This window comes from Amycolatopsis thermoflava N1165, assembly GCF_000473265.1.
GTDB classification, from domain to species: domain Bacteria; phylum Actinomycetota; class Actinomycetes; order Mycobacteriales; family Pseudonocardiaceae; genus Amycolatopsis_E; species Amycolatopsis_E thermoflava.
The window spans coordinates 8293049-8309732 of record NZ_KI421511.1; the positions used below are offsets into that span (position 1 = coordinate 8293049).

The following is a 16684-nucleotide window of genomic DNA, read 5'->3' on the forward strand; positions in this document are numbered from 1 at the left end:
GCCCAGGCGTGGCGCGCGGCCGGCACGCTGATCGTGCACAAGATGCTCGGCGAACTGTCCTACGAGGGCCTGTTCCGCCCCGAGCCGGCCGACGACGAGGAGCGCAGGCTGTGGCGGCTGAAGCTGCCCGAGGTGACCTACGAGTTCCGGGCCCGGCGCGGCGCGTTCGAGTCGTGGACGGTGGAGCCCGGGTCCGCGTTGCGGGACGGCGAACCGGCGACCGACCCCCGGGTGCTGGTGGTGGACGCGCGCAAGGAGCTGGGCCTGTCCGGGTTGCGGCTGGCGGACGTGCTGGCCGAGCTGACCGCCACGGTGACCAACGAGGCCGCCCGCCTGCGCCGCGCGCCCAGCGCCGCAGAACTGTCCACGATGGACTACAACCTCGCCGACGGGCACCTGACCGGGCATCCGCGGCTGGTGCTCAACAAGGGCCGGGTCGGGTTCTCCGCGGACGACCGCGCCCGGTACGCGCCGGAGGCCGGGGCCGACGTGCGCCTGCGGTGGTTCGCCGTGCACCGGGACCACGCGCGGTTCCGCTGCGTCGAGGAGCTTTCGGCCGAGCGGTTGTTCGCCGGGGAGCTGGACGACGACCAGCGCGCCGAGTTCACCCGCATCGCCGACCCCGCGGAGTACGTATGGGTGCCCGTGCACCCGTGGCAGGCGGACGAGGTCCTCAGCACGCTCTACGCCGGTGAACTCGCCACCGGGGTCGTGGTCGAACTGGGCGAGTCCCGCGACGCCTACCGTCCACACCAGACAGTCCGGACGCTGGCGAACGTGTCCCGGCCGGACCGGCACGACGTCAAGACCGCGGTCTCGGTGCGCAACACGCTCGTCTACCGCGGGCTCGCCTCCGGTGCGACGCTCGCCGGGCCCGCCGTGACGAGCTGGCTCAAGCGGGTCGGTGCGGCGGATCCGCTGCTCACCGAGAAATACCGGTTCGAACTGCTCGGCGAGGTCGCGAGCGTGTCGGTCGAGCACCCGCTGTTCGGCGCCATCGACGAGCTGCCGTACCGGTTCCACGAAACGCTCGGCGCGCTGTGGCGCGAACCGCTGCTGTCGCGGCTGGCCGAGGGGGAGCAGGCGATCTCGTTCGCCGCGCTGCCCTACCGCGACCCGGACGGCGCGTCGGTCGTCACGGGGCTGATCGAGCGCTCCGGCTGGGGCGCGGAACGCTGGCTCGGCACGGTGTTCGACCTGCTGCTCACCCCGCTGCTGCAGTGGCTGCTGCGCTACGGCGTCGGGTTCTGCCCGCACGGCCAGAACCTGATCCTGATCGTCGACGAGCACGGGCGGCCGCTGCGCGTGGCGATCAAGGACTTCGCGCAGGGCGTCGACCTCCTCGACGAGGACCTGGACTGCTACCGGCTGCTCGCGCCGGAGGCCGCCGACGAGATGCTGCGCTGGCCGGCGCACCTGCTCGCGCAGTCGCTGTTCAGCTCGGTGTTCTCCGGGCAGCTGCGGTTCTGGGCCGAGATCCTGCTCGACGACCAGGCCTTCCCGCGGGCGCGGTTCTGGGAGCTGGTGCGCGACGTCGTCGGCCGCTACCGCGCGGAAAACCCGGACGTGGCCGAGCGGTTCGACCGGTGCCTGCTGTTCGCGCCGGACGTCGAGCGCGTCACGCTGAACCGGGAACACCTGGCCGGGCAGGGTTTCGACAAGGTCGACCGCGACGACGAGTTCGACGTGCGGTGGGGCCGCGTGCCGAACCCGCTGCACGCCCCGGACCCGGCGGGGGCGTGGTGAGAGCGCCGCGCCCGGTCGGGCCACGCACGCTCGCCGAGCGGGAGACGGCCGCGCGGGGCATGCGCGCGGCGCTGGACCGGGGCGACGTGCCGCGGGTGCTGCTGCTCGTGCCCGACCCGCACGCCCGGTTCGCCGCGGTCGAGCTGTCCGGGCGGTTCGTGACCGAGGAGGTGCTCAGCGGCGGCTACGGGATCTGCACGTACGTCTTCGCCTGGGACGTCGAGCGCGAGGCGCTGCCACTCGGCGCGGACAGCCCGCTGGCCCGCTACGTCGACGGCTACGGCGACCTGCGGATGCGGCCCGATCTGGCGACGATCACCGCGTTGCCGGACGGGGTGTGCGGCATCGTGTGCGACGTCGAGTGGCCGGACGGCGAACCGGCGCGGGCGGCTCCGCGCCGGGTCCTGACCGAGCAGCTGACGGCGCTGGAATCGCTCGGGTACGTGCCGTCGGCGGGGCTCGAGCACGAGGTCGTGTTCAGCGACGCCGACGGGCCGCTGAGCGCGCACGGCGTGGACTACGCGGTCGGCGGGACCGAGCGGATGCGGCCGCTGTTGCGGGATCTGCGCGTGGCGCTGGAGCGGTCCGGCCTGGGTGTCGAGTCCGCGCGCGCGGAGTGCCATCCGGGTCAGTACGAGATCGTGCTGCGGCACCGGGACGCGCTCGCGGCGTGTGACGACGCCTTGTTGCAGCAGTTGATCGTGCGGTCGGTGGCCGCGGAGCACGGGGTGTCCGCAGCCTACCTGGCGGCGCCGGAGCCCGGGCAGGGGTGTTCCTGCCACGTGCACCTGTCGCTGTCTTCCCTCGCGGGGGAGCCGGCGTCGGGGCACGGGACCGCGTTGTCGCCGGTGATGGCGTCCTTCCTCGCCGGGGTGCTGCGGGACGCGGCGGCGCTCGCGCCGGTGTGGGCGCCGACCTGGAACAGCTACGTGCGGCTGCGGACTGCGCCGTTCTCCCCGCGGGAGCTGCGGTGGGGTGTCGACGACCGGACGGCGTCGGTGCGGGTGGCCGGGCGGGACGCCTCGCTGCGGCTGGAGTTCCGGTTCGCCGGCGCCGACGCGCAACCGCACCTGGTGGTCGCAGCGCTGCTCGCGGCGGGCCGGGCGGGCGTCGAGGAGGCACTGCCGCTGCCGCCCGCGGGGGAGGTGCTGGGCGCGCTGCCGGGGGCGCCGTGGGAGGCGCTGTCCGGGCTGGACCGGGTCGCGAAGCTGCTGGGTGACGAGGTCGCGGCTCAGCAGGAGGCGTTGCTGCGGGCCGAACTGGCGGCCGGCTGCTCCGCGGTCACCGACTGGCAGCGCCGGCGGGGCGCCTTGCGGGCATGACCGGCATCGGCAGCTCGCGGGCCTTCTGGCGGGGGATCGCGAAGGCCAGCAGCAGGGCGACGCCGACCAGGACGTAGGTGGCGGCGGACAGCTGCTCGGGGAACGTCCAGTCGCGGTGCACGACCGGGAAGTCGGTCTCCGGCAGGTTGTGGAACGGCGCCCAGACGAAGAACACCGCGGTCAGCGCGCCCCAGGCGAACCAGGCCACGGCGAGCCAGGAGCGTTCCAGCGCGCGGCGCACGGTGACACCGAGCACCACCACCAGCGCCGGGACCACCCACACGTAGTAGTGCGACCACGAGGTGGGGGAGACGAGCAGGGCCAGGCCGGCGTTGGCCATCAGCGCGAGGGCCGGCTCGGCGCGGCGCATCGCGTTCGCGACCAGCGCCAGCAGGCCGAGCACCAGCACGATCCACACGGCCTTCTCGGCCGCGCCGGTCAGCCCGGTGCGCACGATGACCGCTTCGATGGCCTGGTTGGTGGCGAACGCGGTGCCGCTGACGCCGCCGCCGCTCAGGCCGCCCTGGAACCAGTAGTGGATGGAGCCGCCGAAGTCCGCGACGAACCCGATCACGGTGGCGACGCCGAACGTGATGGCCGAGGTGACGGCCGACCGGTAGTCGCGGCGGATCAGGAAGAACAACACGAACGCGGCCGGGGTGAGCTTGAGGGCCGCCGCCAGCCCGATGCCGAACCCGCGCGGCCAGACGGTGCGCCCGGCCAGGCAGTCGATCGTGACCAGGGCCATCATGATGATGCTGACCTGCCCGAAGCCGAACGTCTGGCTCACCGGCTCGAGGAAGACGGTCAGCGGAAGCACGACCGACGCGACGGCGACGCCCCCGTCCCGCCCGAGCTGCGGCCGGACCGCGCGGGCGACCAGGTAGACGGTGACGAACATGCTGAGGCCGTTGAGGATGTACAGGGTCACCACGGAGGCGTCCCACGGCAGCATCGCCAGCGGCGACAGCAGCAGCGCGGCGAACGGCGGGTAGACGAACGGCAGCTCCGCGCCGTTGGCGACCTCCGGCAGGGTGCCGTACATGTCGCGGCCGTCCCACCAGGCCTGCACGCCGTAGCGGTAGACCTCGAGGTCGATCTGGGGGCGGGTGGGCAGGTAGTGCATCATGCCCTGCACCGCGAAGAAGAGCCAGACCGCACAGGGCACCGGGACCAGCCACAGGTATTTGCGCATCAGGCCCTACTGTAGAGATTCGGTAACGCCCGCTCGCGGCGTGGTGCCCGCTCCCGGTCCGCGGAGATCGTCAGGACAGCAGGATGATCTTGCCGAACTTGCCCGGCCGGGCGAGGCCGGTGTCGGCGCCGTCGAACTGGCCGAGCGGAAAGGTCGCCTCGATGGGCACCCGCAAGCGCCCCTCGGTCCGGTGCCTGCTGCAGATCAGCGGCGTTGAGGCAGGCGGCCCGCACCCGGACCACCACGCTCCCCGGCCCCGCGACCGGTCCAGCGCAGGATGTCCGCAAGCGCACGACAGAACGTCCGGGCGCGCGCCGCAGCTCAGGCGATGCCGGCCCGCCGGTGCACCCGGCGGTAGGCCGACGGCGGCGTCCCGCACAGCTCCACGAACGCCTGCCGCAGCGTCTCGGCCGAGCTGAACCCGCACCGCCGCGCGACGGCGGTCAGCGGCAGGTCCGTGGTGGCCAGCAGCTGGGACGCGGCCTCGGTTCGCGCCCGTCTGACGAACCGGCCCGGCGGCGTTCCGAGGTGCTCCTGGAACAGCCTCGTCAGCTGCCGCTCGCTCAGCCCCGCCCGCTCCGCCAGCGTCCGGGTCGACAAATCGCCGTCCGGGTGTGCGGTGATGTGGGCCGCCAGGTCGGCCACCAGGCGGTGCTCGGGCGGCGGCGCGGCGAGGAACATGCTCACCTGCGCCTGGTTGCCCGGCCGCTGCAGGTAGGTGACCAGCCCGCGCGCCACCTCACGCGCCAGGCTCGGCCCGTGGTCGGCCTCGACGAACGACAGCGTCAGGTCCAGGCCGCTCGTCACGCCCGCGGCGGTGTGCACGTTGCCGTCCTGGACGAACAGCGGCGTCGGGTCGATGGTGACGTCGGGGTACCGCCGGGCGAGCATGCCGGCCCACATCCAGTGCGTCGTCGCGCGCCGTCCGTTGAGCAGCCCCGCCGCGGCGAGCACGGAGGTCCCCGTGCAGACCGACGCGACCCGCCTGGCGGTCGCGGCGACGCGCCGCACGTGGGTGGTCAGCTTGACGTCCGCGGCGGCTTTCGCGTGCCCCGTGCCGCCCGCGACGATCAGGGTGTCGACCGGACCGCGGAGCCGGTCGAGCCGGTCCTGGGCGGCGAGCGTCAGGGTGTTCTGGCAGCGGATCGGTCGGCCGTCGAGGCTGGCCAGGGTGACGTCGTAGGCCGGGGTGGCGCCGTAACGGTTGGCGGCGTCGAGGACGTCCGCCGGGCACGCGATGTCCAGCAGGGCGGATTCCTCGTACCCGACGATCACCATCCGGCGCATGGCGCAAGCGTAGCCGTCTGTCCGACGACGATCCCAGGTTTTCGGACATCCGGCGTTAGTCGGGTTAGCGCACGCGCCAAGCTGCGACGCATGAAGACGATCGCGTTCCTGCTGTACCCCGGGCTCACGCCCCTCGACCTGATCGGCCCGCTCCAGGTCCTGTCGTCGTTGCGGCAGGCCGACCCGTCGTTCGAGACGGCGGTGGTGGCCGAGACGCTGGAGCCGGTGCCCACGGACGCCGTTGTGTCCCTCGGGGCGGACCGCACCTTCGAAGAGGTGCCGGCGCCGTACGCACTGGTGGTGCCGGGTGGGCAGGCCGGCACGCTCCGGGCGTTGACGAACGAGCGGTTGCTGGAGTACGTCCGCTCGGCGAGTGCGCAGGCGACCGTGACGGCGTCGGTCTGCACGGGCGCGCTGATCCTGGGCGCGGCCGGCCTGTTGAAGGGCAGGGAAGCCACCACGCACTGGTCGTTCCTGGAGGCGCTGCGCGAGTTCGGCGCGACGCCCGTGAAGCGCCGGTGGGTCGACGAGGGCGAGGTGCTGACCGCGGCGGGCGTCTCCGCGGGGATCGACATGGCACTGCACCTGGCGGCGCGCTTCAGCAATGTGGACGTCGCGAAGATGCTGCAGTTCGGAGTCGAGTACGACCCCGAGCCGCCCTTCGGACCGCTCGACTGGGCGGCCGCGCCGAGGGAGCTGTTCACCGGCCTGGCGGCGACCTGGGTGCAGGAGGCGCTGGCCGAGGCGCCGGAGCTCCAGAAGAGGCTGGCCGCGCGAGTGTGAGGCCTGTCGGGCACGGTGCCCGTTGGCCAGTGCGGGTTCGTCCACGGCTGGGAGCGGCCTTCGAGCCGGTGGGGGAGGCTGAGCGCGCGTGGCCCGTCCACGGATGGGGCGCGTGGGCCGGTCCTGGGCCGAGGGGACGTGGGACCGTTCTGGGGGTCGGTCCCACGGATCCCCGCAGGCCAGCGGCTTGAGGGCACCCCGCTACCGGGCTGTGTGCGGTCCGTAATAAGCTATCCCCCGTCGCCGCCCCTCGGGGAGACGACGGCCGGGCTGTGGCGCAGTTTGGTAGCGCACTTGACTGGGGGTCAAGGGGTCGCAGGTTCAAATCCTGTCAGCCCGACGGTCTGGATGAGCCCGCTGGCTCTGGGTGGAAGCCCAGGTCAGCGGGCTTTTTCGTGTTTGCTTCCCGTTCGCTCACCCTCGTCGATTTCAAGATCAACAGGGGTGTGCAGGAGCGATTCTGGAGTGGATCATGCTTCCGGCGGCAAATGGGGTCGCCTAACGGCTCCTGCTCGGCTGCTTGTTGGCCAACTGATTTGAATCGAATGCGCAACCATGCAACCACGTTCGCGTTTGTCTGACATGCGCTCATCGGGTGTAATCCAGCATGTGGGTCTGCCGCTCGCCGCGGTCATCCGGCACAGCAAGCACCCCGCCGCAGGCACGATCACCTTCCCCCACCCGGCGTGAGCAGGCATTCCTGTGCGATGCCCGTGACGGTCTCACCCCCACAACAGGGCGCCACCATCACCAAGATCGGCACCGACACGCTGGTCACAACGCTGGCCACCGCGGTCGAGCTTCGCTTCGACCGCGGCGAGTGGTCGGCCTTCCCCGCCGGGCCGCCGACGGCGAGTTCGACTTCACCGATCAGCTCGCCGCCTGAACAGGACCGGGGGAGGCAACGCTATGCCGCTGCGCCAGCGGCCCATGGACACCCCGCTTGACCTCGTGTTCGGGAACGCCTGCATTCCTGGCGGCGGCAAACGGTGGATCACCTTCCGCCGTGCCCTACTTCTGCCACTGCTGTGACACCGGCGGAGACTTCGCCGCCGCCAGGCTTGACCGCACCCGCCTCGAGCGACGCCGGATCGTCTGCCAGCCCTACGAATGGCGCCACGACTTCCAGGACCTGGGCCTGGTCTACCAACAGCGAGCCCAAGCCGCTGTCCGCCCTCACGTCAGCGGCCCCGGCGCGGCCGTGGCCTGGACACCCAGCGGCACAAACTTCAGTCGTGTGCACACCTCAGATCGACTTGCGCAGCGCCTGACGAGCCCCCGAGATCTCCGCGAGATCCAGAGCTCGATGGTGCGGGCTGGACCGTGATCGCTGGTGCGGACGGCCACCGGGCCGACAAGGGACATGTAGGCGGCCAAGCTCGATCGGTGATGCACACAGCTGCCACGGTCCGCCGGCGCGGTGCCCTGCTGGGGCCGCCAGGGCAGGATGGGGGCCATGAGTGGCGAGGTTTTGCGTGACGGTTGGTGCGGCGAGCCTATTGCGTGGGCGCGAGTTGGCGATCCCGTGACGGGGCGGGAGTGGACCGAGCATGGCTGGGTGACCGTTACTGACCGGTTGTCTCCGGCTGAGGCGGTTCGCAAGTACGGTCCCATCACTGAGCTGGTGGTTGGTCGCAACGGCGGTTTTGAGTCCGTCACCTACGGTGAGACCAAATTCGTCTCCCGGTTCGTGGACCCGCGAGGCACGGGTTTATATGACGACAGTGTTGTCGTCGTGCACGACCCTGCCCGGGACAATTACGAGTGCCCGGTTTGCCAGGCTGCGCCCGGCGAGCAGTGTGTGAACAAGAAGCAGCAGCCGTGCGGAACGCACAGCAAGCGGTCTCAGGGGCGCTCGCGATGGGAGATCGAGCGGGCTGACGCGGCGGCCCGAAAGGCACGCGAGGAAGCGGAGGCTGCTGAACAGTGGCAGCGCGAGATGGCCACGTCGCCGGCTCTCGGCGCGGTGCTGGAAGTCAAGCGCTGGATGCTTGCTGATGACACGGTGTCCGATGTTGTTGACCGTTACACCGTCGAGCGCACCTACGCCAACCGGACGGTCCAGGCCACTGCGGACAGCGGGGACCGAGTGTTCCTCGCCCGCAACGAGTACACCGGCGGTTGGCACGTCATCTGCGGGCAGCCGACGTCTATGCGGCTGCCATGCCGAGGCGGCGGTGCTGGCGTGCCGTGCAGGGTGCGACACAAGCCAGGGTTGCAGCTGCGTGAGGACTCGTCGTGGACCTGACGCGGCAAGGCATGTCACCCGATTTGGTTGGTGTCGATGGCGCAGGCGGTGGTTCGTCCGCACTCTCGATCAGGCGGGGGTGCCGGACCAGGCTGCTTCGAGGAGGTCGGTGAGGTCCCGAAGGTCGGCCGGGCGGGGGTTGGCGTAGGGCGCGGTCAGTGTTTCTTCAGCGATTGCGCGGAGCTGAGCCCGGCTGACCCCGAGCTCAGCGAGCCTGGTGGGGGCGCCCAGTTCGGTGACCAGCTTGTGCAGGGCGGCTACGGCGACGGGTGCGTCGAGTGCTCGGGCCACAGCGGCAGCCGCGTGTGGTGCTGCGGGCAGGTTGAACGCGGCGACGTGCGGCAGCATCACGGCGTGCGTCTCGGCGTGGGGCAGGTCGAGCATGCCGCCGAGCACGTGGCAGAGCTTGTGATGGAGCCCCATCGTCGTCGCGCCGAGGCACGCTCCGCACAGCCACGCGCCCTGCAGTGCGGTCGCCCGTGCGGCACCGTCGGATGCGCCGGTACCGAGAACTGGTAGCGCCTCGGCGAGGTCGCGGATTCCGCGTTCCGCCATGGCCGCCACTGGCGGGGAACTGTCCGGTGCGTACAGCGCTTCCACCGCGTGGGCGATCGCGTTGAGTCCACTGGTGGCGGCGACGGTGGCGGGTACGGTCGCCGTCAGTTCCGGGTCGTAGACCACGGCCCGGGGCAGAACCGAACGATCCCGTCCGGTCTGTTTGCGGGAGTCCTCGGTGATTCCCCAGACCGGTGTCATCTCGGATCCCGCGTAGGTCGTCGGCAACGCGACGTAGGGCAGGCCGGCGCGTAGGGCCAGGGCCTTGGCCAAGCCGATCGTCGAGCCGCCGCCGGCGGCGACGCAGCCGTCGGCCCCCAGTTCGGTGGCGACCTCGACGGCTTCGATGACCGTAGCCAGTGGGACGTGCATCCGTGCCCGTTCGTAGACGCCGACGGCGCGGTCTCCCAGGATGGCGGTCGCACGTCTGGCGAGATCGTGCTGAGTGGGCGTGGACAGCACGAGAATTCGGCGCAGGCCGACGTGGTTTGTCTCCTCGGCCAGCCGGGCGACTGAGCCCGCGCCGAAGACGACGCGTGCCGGCAGAGTCTCGTAGACCGCGGCGCTCACGTGACGGCCCGCCTCAGCCTGATGTCGAACCGTGCCCGGCGGAAGGGCGTGGTGACTCCGAACCGCTCGGCCTCTGCCGGGTCGGTCACCTCGTCGAAGTCGGTGACCAAACTCGAACGAACCGCGAAGACCGCGTCGCTGTCCACATAGGGTCCATTCGCGACGAACATGTGCGTGGTCAGCGGTTCGTGGCCGGCGGCATCGGCGATCACGTGGATGTGCGCGGGCCGGTAGGGGTGCCGGGCGGTTGCGGCGAGCAGTGCGCCGACGGGCCCGTCGGTCGGGATCGGGTAGTGGCTCGGCACAACCGTGCGGAACCAGAACTCGCCGTGTTCGTCGGTGTGGAAGAACCCGCGACCGTTGCCGGCGGGCTGGTTGTCGGGCTGCTGGACGTCGTAGAAGCCGTTCTCGTTGCATTGCCAGACGTCGATCGTGGCCCCGCCCAGGGGGCTGCCGTCGAGGTCGGCCACCGATCCGGTGATCACACAGGGCGCGCCCGTCCCGATCAGGTCGATGGAGTCACCGAGCTTCCGGAGAGGGGAGTCGACCATGTGGAAGGGGCCCAGAACCGTCGACTCGGTGCCCAGTTCGCCGCCGTTGATCGTCTCGACGAGCATCGAGATGCCGAGAACGTCGGACAGCAGTACGAACTCCTGCCGCGTCTCGTCGGTCTTGTGCCCGACCGCGGTCAGGAACTCGATGGCCTGTTCCCATTCCCGGTTCGTGAGCCGCAGTTCCCGGACCGCGGCATGGATGTGGCGGGTGATCGTTTCGAGAATCGCTTTCAGCCGTGGGTCCGGGGTGTCGGCGAAGCTGGTCAGGACCGCGCCGAGGATGGTTTCGTCGTTGAGATCCATCAAGCACCTCGGTTGCGGTCGGCGAGCTTGGCCGTGAACCAGTCCGCGACGAGGGCGCTGCGTTCGCTCGAGTGGTTGTAGATCGTGTGCTCGCCGTCGTCCCACACCCTCAGGGTGACGTCGCCGTGATGAGTAGCGGCATCGAGGAACGGCTGTTGTTCGTCGAGGCTGACGAGGGGGTCCTGCCCGCCGTGCAGGACCAGCACGGGGCAGTCGATGCGATCTTCGGACCGTAGTGCGATCCGGTCGAAGTTGTCCTGGATCGAAGCCTGGTCGCTCGTGCCGAGCATTGCGGCAGCCTGCTCGAGGTATGTGCGGAAGGTGAGCAGCCGTGGCCGGGCCGGAGCACCGTTGACGCACACCGCCGCGACGCGCGGGTCGGACGCGGCCGTGGTGGCGGCATACAACCCGCCGTTGCTGTTGCCCCACAGGCCGACGGGGCCGAGGTCCTCGCGCTCGACGAGGTGATCGACGAAGGTCCGGTACGCGGCGCGCACGTCGGCGTCCAGCAGCACTCCTCCCTCGAGCCGTGTCCGGCCCTGCCCCGGCCCCTCGGCCAGAAGCGCCGCGAGACCGCGGCGGTTCAGGGCGTCGGCTTGCCGGAGATACGCCGGGCCCCATCCACTTTGGCCGCCAAAGACGACGACCGTGCCGAGCACCGGGCCGCGCGGCAGCAGCAGCCAGCCGAACATCCGGCCGTCCGCGAAGGGAATCTCCACCTCCTGGCAGCGCGGCGGCCGCAACGTTCCGGTCTTCCGCGTCTCGGCGGCGGACAAGGCCGCGGCTCTCGCGGAGACGGTAGCCGTCAGCCGGGAGTAGAGCGCACGCTTGCGGTCACTGTCGGAGTTGAACGCCATCTGGGCGAACACCAGGCAGGCGACCGCCGCTCGGTACGCCTCGTCCGCGCTCACCGTCCAGCCGTCCCGGGCGGCGTCGGCCGCGCGCCGAAGGTGGCGGTCGGCAAGTCCCTCGGCTGCGGCATCCCAAGCCGTTCCGGCGGAGGTGAGGCGCTGAAGTTCGAGCACGTCGCCGAAGTCCATGCCGTAGTCGAGCATCCGCGTCGGCGGCATCGCCCGCCAGAGCACCTCGGCCGGAGGGAGTTCGGCCGTGGCGGTCCGGCCGTCGCCGAGCCAGTGCAGGCCGGTCCGGAGGTCGTCGACAGCCGCCGGGAGGTCGGCGAGGGCACCAGCCCAGAACAGGTGGAAGTCCGGCCGTCCGATGAACGCCTCCACCTCGTTGTCCCGCAGGAACGCGGCGTAGGTGCCATCCACGTCGTCGACATCCGTACCGGGTACCGCGATGACGACGCCGAGGCGGTCGAGGAAGCCCCGGTGGGCCGGGGACAGCACCGGCCGCGGGTCGGTCGCGCTGACCAGGCTGAATCCCCGTCCTATGACGTCGTCGAACCGGCCTTTCACCCCGTCCTTGCTCACGATTCCCTGGGGAGCCAGGGTCCCGGCCAGCGGGGCCGGTCGCCCGTCCGGTCCGTGGTGGACGACTCCGGCATCGAGCGTCGGGAACGGCGGCGGTGGCGGTGCGGTGCCGTCACGGAACGCCTGGTCGCGAGCGGCCGCGGCGGCGGGGTCGTGAGTGTTCGCCACGCGCCCCAGCGCGCTGGAGATCTCCGTGATCGCGGTGGCGTGAGGGCGGCGCTCGGCTTCGTAGGTGTCCAGCAGATCATCGCCGGCGAGGCCGCGCAGGACGAGGTCCAGCTTCCAGCCCAGGGTGAGCCCGTCTCGCATTCCGGAGCAGGCGCCTTGCCCCATGTAGGGCGGGGTGGTGTGCGCCGCGTCGCCGATCAGGAACACCCGGCCCTGCCGCCAGGTCTCGGCGATCCTGCCCTCGAAGGTGTACACCACCTGGCGCAGGATCCGGACGTCCTCCGGCCCGAGGCCGTGGGTCTCCCGCAGCCACGCCCATGCGAACTCGGGGCGTTCGAACTCGGCGGCGTCCTCACCACGCAGGACCGCCAGCTCGAACCGTTGCCGGCTCTTTCCGATCGGCATGTGCATCGAGCCGCGGACCGGGTCGCAGTACTGGGTGAGGCTCGTGAACCGCTCGGGCAGCGGCCGCAGCCGCTCGGTGTCGAGGTTGAGCCACCGGTCGTCGACACCGTTGTCGGTGCGTTCGATGCCGAGCGAGGCGCGGACGAAGCTGTTGGCGCCGTCCGCGCCCACCAGGTATTTCGCGGTGACGACCCGTTCCTCGCCGCCATGCGACCACTGACCGGTGCGGGACTGGGTCCACGGCCGCGCGGCCAGCTCGACGCCGTCGTCGTGGGGCCGGACAGCGACCACCGCCCAGCCCTGGTTGACCTCGACGTGGCCCGACGCCCGCACGTGGGAGTCGATCGCGTCCTCGATGTCGGGCTGGTAGATCGACAGGTGCGCGGGATGACCGCATGAGCTGCCACTCCAATCCAGTTCGAGGAGCAGTTCGCCCGAACCGTTGAGGTACCGGTAGCTCGACAGGGGAAGCGCGTCCCGGAGGGCGTGGTCGAGGTCACCGACGGCCTGGACGATGCGCGCGGTCTCGCCGTCGATGTGCGTCAGGCGCGGCAGACCGTACAGCGCGGGCCAGCGCTCGAACACCACCACCGAATGCCCGGCCTTGCCCAGGACCGATGCCAGAACGAGCCCGGAGGGGCCGTATCCGACGACCGCAACGTCGTAGTCGTGGTTCACGATGAGTTCTCCCGTCGGCCCGGAGCGGTTGCGCTCCTTCGAATCGACGTGGACGGTAGGCCGGAAGCCGGGATGTGCCGATCCGTTTCGCGCCGGCCCGATCCACCTCGCGACACGAGTTCCCGGCTAGACGGTTGCGACGCCGCTGACCGGAGAGCCGACGGCACCGGGGAGCCGAAGCGGGGGCGCCGTCAGCAGGAAGCGGGCCCGCTCGTGCTGCCGCAGCCATCGAGCGAGGTCCGCCAGATACCACATCTCGCCCAGCGGTATTCCCTGCTTGAAGAGGCAGTGGGTGTGCAGCGGGAGCACGGACTCAGCCCCAGGGGCCGGGTTCAGGCTGAAGGGCTCCACCGCGACGTTGTCGGCCACGATCGCCGAGAGCCCGCAGTCGGTGATCCACTGCAGCAGGCGGTGGTCCTGGCTGTCCAGTACGGCACAGCTGCCGTCCAGCGTCTCCTGTGTCAGGTCGTCGCCGAGGTCGAGCATGATCGCGGTGAGTCCGGTGTGGAGGCACAGGATGTCACCGGCCTCGACGGTCACGTCCTGCGCTTCCATGATCTCCATGAGCATCTCGTAGCCGACGGCGACGCGCTGATGGCCGACCGCCTGTTCCAGGTCGATCAGCACACCTCGGCCCTGAACCCCGGTCTGGGCGATGGTTTCGATGCCGAGCGCGCCGGCGTGCGGTGGCACTGAGCCGTCCGGGGCGCCGACCACGTCGATGTCCGCCCGGTAACCGTTGTAGTAGCAGATCGCAGGCTCGCCGGTGCCGTCGAGATCGAAGACGGCCCCGTGGTGGGCGAAGGAGTCCCACTGGGTCGAGTACTGCAGGTGGAGGACTGCGAGGTCGTCGCTGACGACGTCGGGCACGGTGGGTAGGAAGCGGTGGTTGTGGCCGAGCGGGGTGCTGCTGAGCACCGGTGGCTTGCGCGGCCCAGCGGCATACTCGCCACGAGGGAAGTCGAGCGGGAGGCTGAGCGGGAAGGCGATCCCTTCCCGAACCTCCCGGGTGGCGGCGAGGCGCCGTTCGGCTGTGATCAGGTTCAGGCGGCCGAGCTGGTCGTCGTCACCGAACTCGCCCCAGTTCGAGCCTTCCGGGCGTTGTGTCCATCGCGTCATGGGTTTCCTCCTGGTTTGTCTGGCCGCCTGAGGCGGCCCGTACGATGTGCGCATGGGGCAGACGAGGCCGGGTCTCAAGGACGTCGCGGAACGCGCAGGTGTCGGTGTCTCTTCCGTTTCCCGCGTTCTTTCGGGTCACCCGGACGTGAGCGTGAAAATGCGTGACCGGGTCATGGCGGCGGTCGACGAGATCGGCTACCGGCCGGACATCTTCGCGCGTGGACTTCGTGGTGGGCCCACGATGTCGGTCGGGCTGGTGATCGGTGACATCTCCAATCCACTGTTGTCCGAGATCAGTCTCGGCGCGGAGAGCGAGCTCCGCCGTGCCGGCTACTCCCTCCTGTTCGTGAACTCGATGAACGATCCCGAACTCGAGGCGCAGAACATCCTGCTTTTCCAGGACCGGCACGTGGACGGACTGCTCCTGTCGCTCAGCGCGGAGGACGATGCCGGCGTACTGGCGGCTCTTCGGACCATCCAGGCGCCGTTGGTGCTGATCGACCGGGAGCTCGACGATTCGGGCGAGCAGCTCATGCCGAGCGCGGTGCTGTGCGACCACCGCGGGGGGATGCGTGCGGCCATCGCCCATCTGCTCGATCTCGGACACCGGCGGATCGGGTGCATCCTGGGCGGGCACGCGCGATTCGCGCGCATGCGGCGGCAAGGCGTGGAGGAGGCGTACGCCGAGCGGGGCCTGCCTCCCACCTACAACATCGTCCAGGGCCCGCTCGATGCCGATCACGGCCAGGCGGCGACCTCGCGGCTGCTGGACATGCGGGAGCGGCCGACCGCCCTGGTCGTCGGCGGGAACCAGCTGCTCAAGGGATGCTTGCGCGAACTGCGGTCGCGCCGCGTGGTGGTCGGGGCGGACCTGTCGCTGATCAGCTGCGACGAGACCGATTTGACAGAGATGCACGATCCACCCATCGCGGTCGTGCGGCGTGACACCCACCAGCTGGGGCGGACGGCGGCTGGGCTGCTCCTCCGTCGCATCCAGGATCCCGAAGAGGGCCCAGTCACCACCGTCCACCCCACGCAGTTCGTTCCCCGGGCGAGCGTCGTCCCGGTCCGCGAGACCGCCGGCGCCTGAGGGGTGGCGCCCGCCGCGTGCTGCTACCCGGCCTCGACGCGGTGAAAGCGGATGTAGTCCTCGTCGAGTTCCCAGCCCAGTCCGGGCCGGTCGGGCAGCGTGATGACGCCGTCGACCAGCGACGGCCGGTTCGCGATCAGGTTCCACCAGATCGGGTCCCGCTGCGGATCGAAGCACTCCGCGTAGAGGCCGTGCGGGATCGAGGCGAGGAGGTGGCTTGAGAGCTGGGGCTCTTCGTGGTGAGCCATCTGCACGTCGAAGGCAGCCGCCATCCCGGCGACCCGGCGCCACTCGGTTGGCCCGCCCGTCCACGACGCGTCGAAGTTGCAGACGTCGATCGCGCCGGCGACCATCAGATCGCGGGCACCGCCGGCCGAGTACTCGCTCTGGCCCGCGCACACGCGCACCCCGGTGGCGTACCGGACGTCCCGCATCGCGCGCCGGTCGTTGTGCCACTGGCAGGGTTCCTCCAGCCAGTGCAGGTCGAGGTCGGCGACCCGGCGGGTGAAAGTGATCGCGTCCTGCACGGTCCAGCCCTGATTGGCGTCGGCGGCCAGGATGAAGCCGGGGCCGGCAGCCTCGCGGGCGCGCCGGAACCGCTCGGCGTCCTCGACCGGGTCCGCGCCGCCCACCTTGAACTTCATTCCGGCCAAGCCCCGCTCCTTCAGGACGGCGATCTCGTCCTCGATGCTGAGCGGACTGTCGTAGTAGCCACCGATCGAGATCATCGGCACGGCGTTGCGGTATCCACCCCAGAGCCGCCACAGCGGCTGGCCCACCAGTTTGGCCACGGCGTCCCAGATCGCGCTGTCCACGCACGCGCACGCGACCAAGCCGAGCCGCCGGTCTCGCAGGATGTCGAAGGTTGCGGGGCGCGCGAGCGACCAGCAGCGTTCGACCGCCATCGCGTCCTGGCCGATCAGCCGCGGCTCGATCTCGCGGTGAATGATCGCGTCGATCTCCAGAAGGGCCGCGTCCTCGTCGCCGGCGTAGGCTTCGCCGACGATCCCTTCCTCCGTGTACACGCGGGTGACGATGGTCGAACGGTGGCTCATCTGGTAGTAGCTGCCGCGGAAGACCCGGGCTAGCGGAACGCGGATCGGAACGGTCTCGATCTTGCGGATGGTCAGTCCCGTCAACGTGGGGATTTCCGCCGCGACCGGCGAAACATCGAGCGGCATGGTTGATCGGACTCCTCTGTCTAATGTCTGGGAACGTTACCAGAATA

12 protein-coding genes and 1 tRNA gene are annotated in these 16684 nt (G+C 70.6%); 6 read left to right on the forward strand and 7 right to left on the reverse strand.

The features are described 5' to 3' along the window. Positions 1-42: 42 nt before the first annotated feature. Both AMYTH_RS0141280 and AMYTH_RS0141285 read left to right on the forward strand, forming a co-directional pair. Positions 43-1746: an IucA/IucC family protein gene (locus AMYTH_RS0141280; protein ID WP_410468341.1), complete on the forward strand. Its 1704-nt coding sequence runs from the start codon at positions 43-45 to the stop codon at positions 1744-1746. Further along, entirely contained in the window at positions 1740-3068 is a 1329-nt protein-coding gene (locus AMYTH_RS0141285) for a type I glutamate--ammonia ligase (RefSeq protein WP_027935154.1), read from the forward strand. The genes AMYTH_RS0141280 and AMYTH_RS0141285 overlap by 7 nt, the downstream gene beginning before the upstream one ends. Here AMYTH_RS0141285 and AMYTH_RS0141290 read toward each other — a convergent pair. Further along, positions 3028-4263, reverse strand: coding sequence for a glycosyltransferase family 87 protein (locus AMYTH_RS0141290; RefSeq protein ID WP_027935155.1), 1236 nt, complete (start codon positions 4261-4263; stop codon positions 3028-3030). The genes AMYTH_RS0141285 and AMYTH_RS0141290 overlap by 41 nt on opposite strands. 321 nt (positions 4264-4584) lie before the next feature. After that, positions 4585-5550, reverse strand: coding sequence for a GlxA family transcriptional regulator (locus AMYTH_RS0141300; protein WP_027935156.1), 966 nt, complete (start codon positions 5548-5550; stop codon positions 4585-4587). Positions 5551-5640: 90 nt separating this feature from the next. Between AMYTH_RS0141300 and AMYTH_RS0141305 the strand changes: the two genes are divergently transcribed. The 3 genes from AMYTH_RS0141305 to AMYTH_RS0141320 all read left to right on the forward strand — a co-directional run bounded on the left by AMYTH_RS0141305 (position 5641) and on the right by AMYTH_RS0141320 (position 8581). Then, positions 5641-6333 (forward strand): DJ-1/PfpI family protein, encoded by a 693-nt coding sequence (locus AMYTH_RS0141305; RefSeq protein ID WP_027935157.1) that lies wholly within the window; start codon positions 5641-5643, stop codon positions 6331-6333. 266 nt (positions 6334-6599) lie between these two features. Beyond that, positions 6600-6673 (forward strand) — tRNA-Pro (locus AMYTH_RS0141310). 1116 nt (positions 6674-7789) lie between these two features. Then, on the forward strand, positions 7790-8581 hold the full coding sequence (locus AMYTH_RS0141320) for a hypothetical protein (protein WP_027935159.1): 792 nt from the start codon (positions 7790-7792) through the stop codon (positions 8579-8581). 69 nt (positions 8582-8650) lie between these two features. Here AMYTH_RS0141320 and AMYTH_RS0141325 read toward each other — a convergent pair whose 3' ends face one another. From AMYTH_RS0141325 to AMYTH_RS0141340, 4 genes are all read right to left on the reverse strand, one after another. Continuing rightward, on the reverse strand, positions 8651-9706 hold the full coding sequence (locus AMYTH_RS0141325; protein ID WP_027935160.1) for a maleylacetate reductase: 1056 nt from the start codon (positions 9704-9706) through the stop codon (positions 8651-8653). After that, positions 9703-10563 carry a dioxygenase family protein gene (locus AMYTH_RS0141330; protein WP_027935161.1) on the reverse strand — a complete coding sequence of 287 codons (861 nt, stop codon included), beginning with the start codon at positions 10561-10563 and terminating at the stop codon, positions 9703-9705. The genes AMYTH_RS0141325 and AMYTH_RS0141330 overlap by 4 nt, the downstream gene beginning before the upstream one ends. Continuing rightward, a complete protein-coding gene (locus AMYTH_RS50715; RefSeq protein WP_084022779.1) occupies positions 10563-13247 on the reverse strand; it encodes a bifunctional 3-(3-hydroxy-phenyl)propionate/3-hydroxycinnamic acid hydroxylase in 2685 nt (894 codons plus the stop codon). The genes AMYTH_RS0141330 and AMYTH_RS50715 overlap by 1 nt, the downstream gene beginning before the upstream one ends. Positions 13248-13373: 126 nt before the next feature. Beyond that, on the reverse strand, positions 13374-14366 hold the full coding sequence (locus AMYTH_RS0141340) for a cyclase family protein (RefSeq protein ID WP_027935162.1): 993 nt from the start codon (positions 14364-14366) through the stop codon (positions 13374-13376). Positions 14367-14418: 52 nt separating this feature from the next. Between AMYTH_RS0141340 and AMYTH_RS0141345 the strand changes: the two genes are divergently transcribed. After that, the gene (locus AMYTH_RS0141345) at positions 14419-15456 is read left to right on the forward strand and encodes a LacI family DNA-binding transcriptional regulator (protein ID WP_084022780.1); all 1038 of its coding nucleotides are present in this window, start codon (positions 14419-14421) and stop codon (positions 15454-15456) included. A gap of 23 nt (positions 15457-15479) precedes the next feature. On the opposite strand, the gene AMYTH_RS0141350 is transcribed toward AMYTH_RS0141345, so the two are convergent. Next, the gene (locus AMYTH_RS0141350; RefSeq protein ID WP_051362955.1) at positions 15480-16637 is read right to left on the reverse strand and encodes a mandelate racemase/muconate lactonizing enzyme family protein; all 1158 of its coding nucleotides are present in this window, start codon (positions 16635-16637) and stop codon (positions 15480-15482) included. Positions 16638-16684 lie beyond the last annotated feature (47 nt).